At 68.3% G+C, this 12,062-nt stretch carries 9 protein-coding genes; 5 read left to right on the top strand and 4 right to left on the bottom strand.

Annotated features, from left to right (window positions below; translation table 11 throughout):
- Positions 1-36: 36 nt before the first annotated feature.
- Together RYH79_RS16225 and RYH79_RS16220 are read right to left on the bottom strand one after the other, a co-directional pair.
- A complete protein-coding gene (locus RYH79_RS16225) occupies positions 37-273 on the bottom strand; it encodes a hypothetical protein (protein ID WP_370901247.1) in 237 nt (78 codons plus the stop codon).
- Positions 274-382: 109 nt separating this feature from the next.
- Positions 383-1,189 (bottom strand): helix-turn-helix transcriptional regulator, encoded by an 807-nt coding sequence (locus tag RYH79_RS16220; RefSeq protein WP_370901245.1) that lies wholly within the window; start codon positions 1,187-1,189, stop codon positions 383-385.
- Positions 1,190-1,463: 274 nt separating this feature from the next.
- Here RYH79_RS16220 and RYH79_RS16215 point away from each other — a divergent pair, with 274 nt between their 5' ends.
- Both RYH79_RS16215 and RYH79_RS16210 read left to right on the top strand, forming a co-directional pair.
- The gene (locus tag RYH79_RS16215) at positions 1,464-2,429 is read left to right on the top strand and encodes a DMT family transporter (RefSeq protein ID WP_370901243.1); all 966 of its coding nucleotides are present in this window, start codon (positions 1,464-1,466) and stop codon (positions 2,427-2,429) included.
- A 183-nt stretch (positions 2,430-2,612) separates the two neighbouring features.
- On the top strand, positions 2,613-6,254 hold the full coding sequence (locus tag RYH79_RS16210; protein ID WP_370901241.1) for a DUF4350 domain-containing protein: 3,642 nt from the start codon (positions 2,613-2,615) through the stop codon (positions 6,252-6,254).
- A 250-nt stretch (positions 6,255-6,504) separates the two neighbouring features.
- On the opposite strand, the gene RYH79_RS16205 is transcribed toward RYH79_RS16210, so the two are convergent.
- The gene (locus RYH79_RS16205) at positions 6,505-6,672 is read right to left on the bottom strand and encodes a hypothetical protein (protein WP_370901239.1); all 168 of its coding nucleotides are present in this window, start codon (positions 6,670-6,672) and stop codon (positions 6,505-6,507) included.
- 124 nt (positions 6,673-6,796) lie between these two features.
- On the opposite strand from RYH79_RS16205, the gene purT reads away from it, so the two are divergent.
- The gene (gene purT / locus RYH79_RS16200) at positions 6,797-8,011 is read left to right on the top strand and encodes a formate-dependent phosphoribosylglycinamide formyltransferase (RefSeq protein ID WP_370901237.1); all 1,215 of its coding nucleotides are present in this window, start codon (positions 6,797-6,799) and stop codon (positions 8,009-8,011) included.
- A 72-nt stretch (positions 8,012-8,083) separates the two neighbouring features.
- Here the strand turns inward: purT and RYH79_RS16195 are convergent, their stop codons facing one another.
- Positions 8,084-9,124 (bottom strand): NAD(P)-dependent alcohol dehydrogenase, encoded by a 1,041-nt coding sequence (locus RYH79_RS16195; RefSeq protein ID WP_370901235.1) that lies wholly within the window; start codon positions 9,122-9,124, stop codon positions 8,084-8,086.
- A gap of 154 nt (positions 9,125-9,278) precedes the next feature.
- Between RYH79_RS16195 and RYH79_RS16190 the strand changes: the two genes are divergently transcribed.
- Both RYH79_RS16190 and RYH79_RS16185 read left to right on the top strand, forming a co-directional pair.
- Positions 9,279-9,758: a hypothetical protein gene (locus RYH79_RS16190; protein ID WP_370901233.1), complete on the top strand. Its 480-nt coding sequence runs from the start codon at positions 9,279-9,281 to the stop codon at positions 9,756-9,758.
- A gap of 239 nt (positions 9,759-9,997) precedes the next feature.
- Entirely contained in the window at positions 9,998-12,007 is a 2,010-nt protein-coding gene (locus tag RYH79_RS16185; protein ID WP_370901231.1) for an ABC transporter ATP-binding protein, read from the top strand.
- The last annotated feature ends 55 nt before the right edge of the window (positions 12,008-12,062 follow it).

Raw genomic sequence — 12,062 nt, 5'->3', positions numbered from 1 at the left:
CACCCGGCAGTCCCACTCCCCGGTCTGTACCTCGGGTCACTGGCCGCCGGTCGGACGTACGATTCCGCCCCTTCGGTCGCCGACGGCGCTGGCGGCGTTGGTAGCGTCGAGAGCGTCGCCGACGGCGCTGGCGGCGTTGGTAGCGTCGAGGGTGTCGACGGCGCTCGCAGCGTTGGCGACGTCGGCGACCCTGGTGGTGTTGGCAGTGTTGGAACGGCGACGTCGAACGGACGCGCCCGTGGTCGAGGTGTTCGCCGGCGAACGGAGTGTCACACTCGTCGCCGGCCCGTCGCTCGTCGCCGGCCGCGACGGGGGCGTCGTGAACGTGACCCGCACCCCGGAAGCGTCCGACGTGGCGGCGCCGGTCCCGTCGGTTCCACCCTCACTCCTCTGTCGTCAGTTCTTCGGCCCGTTCGCGGTCGACGGTCGTCGCCGTTCGCCAGTAGTGGTCGAAGCTCCCTTCCGCCCAGTCGAACACCGCCTCGTCGGTCGTCTCCAGCGCGGCTTGGAGCAGTCCCTCCTCGTCGCGCAACAGGAGGTTGACACGGTCGTCGGACAGCAACACGGCCAGCGGGACCCCTTCTTCGCGGATCCGCAGTTCCGCGTCCTGGTGGTCGATCAGCTCCAGCGTCCGCTCCCAGGCGGACGGCTGGGCGGCGAGGCCGGCGTACGCCCGTCTGGAGAACACGCCCGTGAACGTCTGGTCGCCGTCGATCACGCGGCCGTGGACCTGCGTCAGCGTCTCCTCGTTGAAGGTGTGTGAGAACGCCCGGAGTGCCGCCGCGTCGTCGATCAGCGCCGTCGTCGTCTGGAGCGGCGCGTTCGGTCGCGTCCGGGACGGCTCCGTGATCTCCGCGTCCGCGAGCCGGCGGAGGTCGAACTCCATCGCGTGAGTCGGGAGGTACCGGATCACGTCTCGCAGCGTCTGTTCGGCCGTCAGCGTGTCCAACAGGTCGCCGAACGCGGCCGCGACCAACTCCCCCGTCGCCGTGGCGACGTAGCCCGTCCCCTCGTGTCTGATCCACGACCGCTCGTCGAAGTCGTCCAGGATCCGGCCGAGCGTCGCCTGCGACACGTCGACCGCCTCCGCCAGCGCCGCGCGGCTGTGCCGTTCTTCGGCCAACAGCCGCAACACCGCGACCCGGTTGTCCGACCGGGCGAGAAACTCCGCCTCCTCGATAGCGTCCATACGGACTGTACTGTCGAGAGAGGGAAACGACCTTCGGGGGCGGTAGCCGGGACGGGACAGCCCACCCGAGCGTCGCCTGCGCCCCCCACCGAGTTCGGCTTTCACCCCGTGAAATCCGGTCACGACGCGCAACGTCGCCGTCGCGTGCAACAGTTCACGGCGTCACTCACGTACGTGTAGCCCCTACGACTGACGTGAGCGAGACGCCGATTGAGACGACACGGGCGGACGGAGCGATCGGGCGAGAGCGGCGCTTTCGGCGGGTGATTCGGTAGTGTCGCGTCGCCGCAGTCTCGCAGCCTTCGCCGTCACCGCACTCCTGTTCGGCGGGACGTTCGTCGCCGCGAAAGCCGGATTGGAACAGCTCCCGCCGTTGTTGTTCCTGGCGCTCAGGTTCGACCTCGGCGCGGCCGTGTTGGCGGGCTACGCCGCCGTCCGGCTCTCTCGGTCGGAGCTTCGACCGGAGACCGTCGGCGACGTGATCGGGATTCTCGCCACCGGCGGGCTCGTCGTCGGGCTGACGAACGCCCTCCTGTTCCTCGGCCAACAGACCACGACCAGCGGGGTCGCAGCGATCGTGTTCAGCCTCAACCCGATCCTCACGGTCGCAATCGCGGCGTGGGTGCTCCCGAACGGCCGACCGACGTTCTTGGGTGTCGTCGGCACGCTCCTGGGACTGGCGGGAATCGTCGTCGTCGCCGGACCGGAGGCGGCGCTGACGGGTGACGCGGGCGGCGTGTTGCTGTTGGCGGCCGGCGCAGTCAGCATCGCCGTCGGGACGGTCCTGCTGCGGTGGGCCGAGCCGACGCTGTCGAGCACGGCCCGCACGGTGTGGGGAGTGCCGTTGGCGGCGCTGCTGTCACACGCCGCCAGCGTCGCCGCCGGCGAGTCCGTCGCCGCCGCGACGTTCGGTCCGACGGCGTTGCTCGCGGTGGCGTACGTCGGCGTCGGCTCCGGTGCGGTCGCGTACCTCGCGTACTTCGCGCTGATCGACGGCGTCGGCCCACAGCGGGCGAACCTCGTCTTCTACGTCGTCCCGTTGGTGTCGACCGTCGGCGGCTGGGCGCTCCTGGGGGAGTCCGTCGGCACGACCACACTCGTCGGTTTCGGAGTCGTCGCCGCCGGCTTCTCGATCGTGCTGGCCGACGATCTCGGCGCCGACGGCCTCCGGCGGCTCGTCGGGCGTGGTTCGGGCGGGACGGAGAACGCCCCCGACGCGGACCCGCCACGGGCGGACTGAGCCGTCGGCAGGAGTGTCGACTTCACGACGAGTTGGATTCGGATGTGAATGTGTTTCACACCACTCTATATAGGTATTGAACAGATTTCGAACGTTCAACCGAGACGTGAGATGTTTCTGGCGGCACACAACGAGGTAACACCCGGTCGAGTGGTGAGACGCGGTCGAGAGATCGCGGCTACCATGAAACGACGAACGATGCTCGGGTTGGGCGCGGCGGCCAGCGGTGGCCTCGTGTTCGGGACGGGCGCCTTCACGACTGTAACGGCACAGCGTAGTGTGAACGTCTCCACGGCGGACGACGGCGACGCACTCCTGGCACTCCGGCCGGGAGACGAGAACGGCGCGTACGTGGAGACGGACGGCGGGACGGCACGGATCGACTTCGGGGAGGGCGGACTGGGGGACGGCGTCGGTACGGACTCTCGGTACACCTTCGACGACGTACTCAGTGTTCGGAACCAGGGGACACAGCCCGTGTTCCTGTTCACCGAGGTGACAGACGACTCACTGGGCGACGGGAGACTCCAACTGTTCACCGAGAGCGCAGACACGCCGTTGACGGCGGCGAACGCAGTCGAACTGGGGACCGGTGAGGCCGTCTCGGTCGGTGTGTTCCTCGACACGACGGGACTCGACACCGGCGAGTTCGACGTCGACGTGACGATCAGGGCGACTGCCGACCGGCCGGCCGGTGGGTCCGGCCCCACGCAGCCGGTGACCGACCCGATCCAGCCGCTGCAGCTCGACTCCGTGTCGAGTCTCCTAGCCTCGTACGACGACAGTGGCGACGGAGCGACCGGCGAGCCGCTGACCGACGACTCGGTGATCGTCGCAACGGCAGAGCCGACGGCGACCAACGTCGACGAAGACGGCGACGGCGACGCAGTGTCGTACCCGGAGGGGACGCCGATCCCGATCGCGGCTCTCGACGGCAACGTGTTCGCGGTCACCGGGCCGTTCGTCGCGTCCGACACTCGGTTCGGCGACTTCGGCAACGAGGAACTGTTCCTCAACGCGTTCGACGAACTGCTCGGTGGGAGCGGGACGGTGGTCCACGACGAGAGTCACGGACAGTTCTACTCGTTGTCCCCGAACGGCGGCGACGACTTCCAGTCGTTCGCCACGTACGCCGAAAATAACGGCTACAGCTACGGGAAGGAGGGGGACGACCTCACAGCAGTGTTGTCCGAACCGGACCCGGCCGACGCAGTCGTGATCACGTCACCGTCGGACGGGTTCACCACCGACGAGTTGGACGCACTCTCCGAGTTCGTCGCCGCCGGCGGCACGGTGTTCCTCCACGACCAGTCGGACTTCAGGAACTTCGACGCGACAGACAACCTCAACGAGATCGCGGAGGCACTGAACGTGTCGTTCCGGTTCAACGACGACCAGGTGCTCGACGACGAGAACAACACCGGCGCATCGTTCGTCCCGACGACGACTGCGTTCAACACGGATCGGTTCCCGAGACTGTTCGACGACCGTTCCGGGCTGGGGATCGATATCGATCCGACACAGGAGTACGAGGTGGCGGTGACGGAGGTGACGGACGGCGACACCGTCAACGTGGAGTTCCAGAACTTCCTGAACACCCCGTCGGACACGGTCCGGATCGTCGGAATCGACACGCCAGAGACCGGCGATACGGACGAACGCATCGTGGAGTACGAGGGGATCACCCCCGACCAGGCGAGCGATCTGAAGGCACTCGCCGAAGACGGCGGCAGTATCGCCGACCAGGGGGCCACGGCGTACGCCGAAGACGACCTGGCCGACGAGACGGTGACACTCTCGTTCGACCCGAACGAGCCGGTTCGTGGTGACTTCGGTCGGCTGCTCGGCTTCCTCGAACTGCCGAACGGGGACGTGTACAACCGCGAGATCGTCGCGGACGGCTGGGCACGCGTCTACTCCTCCGGGTTCGCCCGACACGACGACTACTGGGACGCGGAGAACCAGGCACAGGCGAACGGCAGTGGGATCTGGCAGTTGTCCGACCCGGGGAGTGTGCCCGAGTCGGGTGACGATCCGGTCTCGACGTTGTTCTTCCCGGAGCCGGTCGCTGTCTCCGGCGGGACGACCGCCGTCGAGAGCGAGGCGGGCGACCCGTTGGCCGCGTTCGACGACGACGCCAGGGTGGCCGCCGTCGGTGGCCCCCTGATCGACGAAGGGTTCGAACCGAGCGAGACGGGCGACGGCGAGCCGACGAACGACGGGACCCAGGTGTACCCGTTCGTCACGAATCTGTTGGATCGGCTCGCCGACGGCGGGCTCACCGACCGGGTCGTGATCGACGGCGGTCACGGTCAGTTCGGGGCGGACTTCGGGCTGTCGAGCGAGGACGTCGCGTACTACCAGCGATACCTGGAGGGACAGCCGGACGGGGCCGACGACACTGGCAGCATCGCGCTGGAAGGCACCAACACGCTCACCGACGACGCCGGCCCACAACTGCTGGCGAACGGTGATCTGGCGTCGGACGCACTGATCGTCACGACGCCGACGGAGTCGTTCACCGACGCGGAACGGCAGGTCGTGGCCGACTTCGCGGACGCGGGCGGTGCGGTACTGCTGATCGGCTCGGCGGCCGACACCGAGGCACTGTCGAACTTCGACGCGCTCGTGTCCGACCTCGGCGCGGACGTCGGGTTCACGACGAACGCGGTGACCGACGGGACGAACAACCTCGGTGGGGACGAGACGCTCCCGACGACGACCGCGTTCCCCGGCCCGGACGGGTTGTTCACCGCGTTCACGCCTGGCCCGGGGACGGGTGTGATCGATCGGTTGGTGTTCGACTCCGGGTCTGCACTCCTGAACGCGGACACCGGCGCGGACGACGCAGACCGGGCGCTGACGGACGACTCGATCGTCGCCGTCCGTTCGGAGCCGACGGCACGAGTGGGCGACAGCGACGGTAACGGCGACGCCGTCGATCCGTACGACGACGACCCGGGCACGGACGACGAGATTCCGCTCGTCGCGGTCGAGACGACCGGGTCGGGGACGGTCGCCGGGATCACGGCTCCGTTCCTCCAAGACGGCACGGACTTCTCGGCAGTCGGCAACGAGTCGTTCGTGCTCAACCTGTTGGAGGAGTACGTCGACGACGGAACGGTGTTGTGGGACGAGAGCCACGGTCAGTTCTACACACTCGACAAGTTCTCCACGTTCGAGGGGCTCGCCGAGGGGGCGGGCTACACGGTCGAAGCGACGACCGACCTGTCGGGAGCGGACGCACTGGTCGTCACGTCGCCGTCTGCGTTCACCAGCACGGAACTGTCGGCGCTGTCGTCGTTCGTCTCGAACGGCGGTGTCGTGGTGTTGGTCGACCAGTCCGACTCCAACGACTTCGACCAGACGGCGAATCTGAACGCGGTGGCCGACTCTCTCGGCGTCGGCTTCCGGTTCGACGACGCACAGGTCTTCGACGACCAGAACAACACGGGCGACGCCTTCACCCCGACGACGACGAACTTCGACACGACGACGTTCCCCGAGCTGTTCACCGCCGCGGTGTCGATCGAGGAGGTGGACGGAGAAAACGAGTACGTCGTCGTCCGCAACGACCGAACGGAGCCGGTCGCGTTGAACGGGTGGACGCTGTCAGACGAGACGGACAAGACGTTCACCTTCCCGTCGGCGACGCTCGCAGCGGGCGAGCGGGCGGTCGTCACGACGAACGAGACGCCCGCCGGGACCGCACCGTCGGCGGCGCTCACGCTCAACTGGGACAGAGGGTTCGTCTGGAACAACGACGGCGACACGGCGACGATCCGAGACGCGGACGGGACCGTCGTGGACGTGTTCGGCTACTGAGCCCCTCCCTCGTGTGAACTACGGCAGATTCGGGCTGTCGGGTCGGTCGAACGCCGCACGCGACCGGGCTGCACTCGCGGCGTACGGGACTCGAGCGTAACCGGCCCGCCCCGAACGCCGACCCCGACACCGCGGCGACACCGCCTCCGTGATCGACAGTGGGGAGACGACACCGATGGCGGAGGCTACGAGTAACCGGTGTCGGCGGCTCGGCGACGGCACGTCGGCTGCCGTCGGCCCCGCTCTCGGCTCACCTGGCTTCGGCGTCTCCGACGTCGAGTCGTGCGGTGACGACGCCGGCGACGAACAACACCCCGCCGACACCGAACGCGACGAGTCGCGCGTCGCCGGAGAGGAAGACGAAGCCGGCGGCGACCGTGACAGTGGCGACGGCGTGGAAGACGGCCGTGTAGTTCACGCGGACACTCGACTCGCCGAGAGTAAGTATCCTCTCTTCGTCGGTCGAAGCAGCGCGAGCGACGCGCGTGTCGGCCCGACGCGGGAACCGTCGAACATATATCGGCTCCCGCCGAGACTCCCCTGTGACACTCCACCACGGCCCGTTGGGGACGCCCGGCGGTGCGAACGCGACGCGCCTCCTGTTGCTCGGCAGCGGCGAACTCGGGAAGGAACTCCTGTCGGCGGCCCAGCGGCTCGGTGTCGAGACGGTCGCGGTCGACCGCTACGACGGCGCGCCGGCGATGCAGGTCGCCCACCGCGCTCACACTATCGACATGACGGACGCCGACGAACTCCGGCGCGTCGTCGAGGCGGAAGACCCGGCGTTGATCGTCCCCGAGATCGAGGCGGTCGCCACGGACGAACTCGGACGGCTCGAGTCGGCGGGGTACGACGTGGTCCCGACCGCGGAGGCGACCCGGCTGACGATGGACCGCGAGTGGATCAGGGAGTTCGCCGCCGAGGAGGTCGGCGTCCCGACGAGCGACTACCGCTTCGCCGACTCCGAATCGGCATACCGGGACGCGGTTGAGGAGATCGGGCTCCCGGCGGTCGTGAAGCCGACGATGTCCTCCTCGGGTAAGGGCCAGTCGGTCGTCCGCGAGGAGTCGGAGGTCGACGCCGCCTGGACGGCCGCGACGGAGGGCTCCCGCTCGGACACCGGTCGCGTGATCGTCGAGGAACTGGTGGATCTCGACTACGAGATCACGCTGCTCACCGTCCGGCACGGCGACGAGACGACCGTCTGCCCGCCCGTCGGCCACCGCCAGGTCGACGGCGACTACCGCGAGAGCTGGCAGCCACACCCGATGGCCGACGACGCGCTGGCGGACGCCCGCGAGATGGCCCGCGCGGTGACCGACGGCCTCGGCGGCCACGGCATCTTCGGCGTGGAGTTCTTCGTCGCCGACGGCGAGGTGTCGTTCAGCGAGCTGTCGCCCCGACCACACGACACCGGGCTCGTCACGCTCGCCACCCAGTCGCTGGATCAGTTCGAGTTGCACCTCCGGGCGATCCTCGGGCTGCCGATCCCCGAGGTGGAGCTGGAGCAGTCGGGCGCGAGTGCGGCGGTCGTCGCCGACGAATCGATCGATCTGCCGGAGTTCGACGGCGTCGACGACGCACTCGCCGACCCCGCCGTCGACGTGCGGCTGTTCGGGAAGCCCGACGCCTACGACGGCCGCCGGATGGCAGTCGCCGTGGCGGACGCGGATGACGTGGAGACGGCGCGAGAACGGGCGAGTGACGCGGCCGAGAGGATCGAGGTATTTGAGGGAGCGACGGACGGAGAGGAGTGAGGGAAGCGGGCGTGAGGGAGTGAGGTGACGGGCGGCCGAGAGTGACGCGACGGGTGAGTGTGACTCTCCGCCCTACGGTGTGATCACGGCTCGTCCGTCAATCTCCCCGTGTTCCAGCCGCTCGGCGACCTCGTTGACCTCGCCCAGGTCGTAGCGGCTCGTGTGGAGGCTCACGTCCCCTCGCTCGACGAGCGCGACCAACTCCCGAAGCTCGGTGTACCGACCGACGATGTTGCCCTGGTAGGCGAACTCCCCGTCGACGAGTGCCTGGGCGGGCTCGTGAATGTGGCCGCCGTAGCCGATGACGTGGTGGTCGCCGCCGGGAGCGCACACGTCCGGCGCGAGCGCGGTGGTCTCGTCCGATCCGACGAAGTCCAACACCTGCGTCGCGCCGCGACCGTCGGTGAGGGCGCTGATCTCGTCGGCTACGTCCGCCGTCGTCGGGTCGACCGTCGCGTCGGCACCGAGATCGGCGGCGAGGTCGCGGGCGGACTGCTTGACATCGACGGCGACGATGTCTGCGGCGCTCGTGGCGTCGAGACACTGGAGGCCGATGCGGCCGAGTCCGCCGACACCGATCACGACCGCGGTGTCGCCCGGGACGAGCGCGCCGACGGCCTTCTTGACTGCGTGGTAGGCGGTGATCCCCGCGTCGGCGTGGGGGGCGACCGCGACAGGGTCGACACCGTCGGGCAACGGCACGACCGACCGCTCGCCCGTCGCCAACAGGTCCGCGAAGCCGCCGTCCGTCGTCAGCCCGTTGAACGCGTCGTTCTCGCAGTACATCGTCTCACCCTGCCGGCAGTACCGACAGGTGCCGCACGTCTGAACCGGGTGACAGACGACCTGGTCTCCCTCAGAGACGGTCCTCACGTCGTCACCGGTCTCGACGACCGTCCCGGCGTTCTCGTGGCCGAGTGTCATCGGCAACGGCTGCGGGACGTACGACTCCCACATCCCCTCGACGATGTGGTTGTCCGTCTGGCACCACCCCGCCCCCGCTACCTCGACGATCACGTCCGAGCCGTCCGTCACCTGCGGCGCGTCGACCTCGTCGATCGACAGCCCCGTCGACACGTCGTCGGTGTACTCGTGGAGTCGCGCTGCTTCCATGCGACGTGATAACGTGTCGCTGGGTCATAGTTCTTCAGGTTCGACCGTGAGGAATCTGCGGCCCGGAGTGACGACGGACAGCGAGCGGTCGGCCCCGTCGGGACGGCAGTTACAAGTCGACAACCGCCATCCGTCAGTGTAGAGGCGTCCTCCCGTGGGTGAGACGGCAAATCGCGTCCAGGTGCGACTCTGCGAGGAGCTGCGGAGTCGTGCGGCGGCGTACGACTGGGCGACGGAGGTAACGGCCGCGTCGACGCCGGTCGACGTCGCCGGTTCTCACGACGACACGCGGGTGTTGGTCGAACTGGAGTGGCGCCGCGCGGACCCGGCGGACAACACCGCGAAGCTGTTCCGTCACCTCCACGAGGGGACTGTCGACGCCGCGACGGTGATCGTCGTCCAGTTGTTCACTGGGTACTACGACCTCGCTCGTGGCGGTGTGTCGTCGAAGCGGCTGAACGCGGAGTTCGTCGGCGGACGCGCCGCCGACTCGGACTCTCGCGTCCGCTACGAGCCGGTCGATCTGGCGATCGACCCACCGAAGCGGGGCGGTGACCTCCCGGACGACTGGGAGTCGGCGGTCGCCGGCGTCGCCGACGCGGTGTGTGCGGCCGTCACAGCGGCACGAGAGTAGCCGTCACCGCCGGACGACGACACTCACGACTCCACCACGGGCGTCGCCACGTCGCCGCCGACGGTCACGAACGGCCACGCACTCGTCCCCACCACACAGCGTGCCGACATCACAACTGTTTCGTCGCCGAGACGCCGAACACAGATCTCGGTGAGAGACGCGACAGCCTGGCCGGCGACGGCTACGAGACGGCAGTGGGGTGGGGTCGAGTGGAACAGCTCGGGTGGAGGTGACTGGGCGTGAGTGACGGCCACGGCGGCTTCGAGAACGTCCGGGAGAACGTCGACGGCCACCCGATGGTCAGTCTGCTCCGGTACGCGACGCGGTACTGGCCACGACTGTCGATCGGGATCCTCGCGGCGATCGTGACTCGGGTGTCGCGGCTGATCCCGCCCATCGTCGTCGCGACGGCGATCGACCGGATCGTGCTCGAAACCGGCAGTCCGGGACTGCTCGCGGACGTCGGGTTACTTCCAGGTGCGGCGATCGTCGGGGAGAGCGCCCGACTGATGCTGCTCGAACGGCTGGTCGTGATCGCCGTGCTCGCGTATCTGCTACGATCGGTTGCACGGTTCGGCTCGCGGTACCTGCTACAGTCGTCGGCACAGAAGGTCCAACGCGACCTCCGGAACGACACGTACGACCACCTCCAACGGCTGTCGATGGGGTTCTTCGCCGACCACCAGACCGGCGGGATGATGTCGATCCTCAACAGCGACGTGAATCGACTGGAGCAGTTCCTCAACACGGAGTTCAGACAGGCGATCCGAGTCGTCGCCACCGTCGGCGGGATCTCGGCGGTGTTGTGGTACTACTCGCCGACGCTGGCGCTGGTCGCGCTCGCGCCGGTGCCGTTGGTCGGGATCGCGAGCGCCCTGTTCCTCCGGGCGATCGAGCCCCGGTACAAGTCGATCCGGGAGACCGTGAGCCGACTCAACGCTCGGTTGGAGAACAACCTCGGCGGCGTGGCGGTGGTGAAGGCGTTCGACCGCTACGACTTCGAACTCGGCCGTGTCGAGGCACAGAGTGAGACGTACCACGACGAGCAGGTGGGTGCGCTCCGTCTCCGGCGAGCGTTCTTCGCGGCGCTCCGGTTCACCACCGGCGTGGTGTTCGTGATCGTGCTCTACCTCGGTGGGCGGTCGATCGTCACGTCGGCTCCGGGGGAGGCGCTCGTCTCGACGGGTGCGTTCGCGGCGTTCTTCCTCTACCTCCGTCGGCTCTACTCGCCGATGCGCCGGATCGGGCGGTCGGCCAACAAGTACCAACAGGCCAAGTCCAGTGCCGAGCGCGTGTTCGGCCTGCTCGGGCGAGAACGGACGCTGACGACCCCCACGGACCCACACAGACCGGCGACGGTCGAGGGTGCCGTCGCGTTCGAGGACGTCTCGTTCGGCTACACCGACGACGAGACGGTGCTCCACGACGTCTCGTTGGACGTGGAGCCGGGCGAGACAGTCGGCTTGGTCGGCGAGACCGGTGCCGGGAAGTCGACGCTGGTCAAGCTCGTTCCGCGGTTCCACGACGCCGACGCGGGCCAGGTGACAGTCGACGACGTCGACGTCCGGGAGTACGACCTCCAACGCCTGCGCGGGGAAGTGGCGGTGATCGAACAGAACCCGTACCTGTTCTCCGGCACCGTCGCAGAGAACATCGCGTACGGCGACGACGAGATACTGGCCGCCGAGACGGACGACGAGATTGCCGCCGAGACGGACGACGAGATACTGGCAGCCGAGACGGACAGCGTGTCCGACACGGCGCCGGGGCAGTCGAGCAGAGCCAGTTCGTCGGACCGGCCGCCACACCGCGAGGAGATCGTCGCCGCCAGCCGGGCAGCCGCCGCCCACCAGTTCATCCGGGAACTGCCGGACGGGTACGACACACAGATCGGCGAGCGAGGGGTGAAGCTCTCCGGCGGCCAGCGCCAACGGCTCGCCATCGCCCGTGCGTTGTTGAACGATCCGGCGATCATCGTCTTCGACGAGGCGACCAGCGACGTCGACACCAAGACGGAAGAGGAGATCCAGTCCGGCGTCGACCGACTGATCGCGGATCGAACCGCGTTCGTCATCGCACACCGGCTCTCGACCGTCGAGAGCGCCGACCGAGTGGTGGTGTTGGACGACGGTGAGATCGTCGAGAGCGGCACCCACGAGGAACTCCTGGCCGCCTCCGGCGAGTACGCCTCGTTGTGGGCCGCACAGTCGGGAGAGGCCGACCCGTTCGACCGCGTCGAGTCGGACTGAGACACTCGACCGGCAGGAGCTGTCACACACCTCGGGCTGCCCAGCTCTCGACTTC

It is taken from the genome of Halobaculum sp. MBLA0143 (genome assembly GCF_041361465.1).
Classification (GTDB): Archaea; Halobacteriota; Halobacteria; order Halobacteriales; family Haloferacaceae; genus JAHENP01.
The sequence above is the reverse complement of the archived record's forward strand: the minus strand, read 5'-3'. Positions and strand labels throughout refer to the sequence as shown.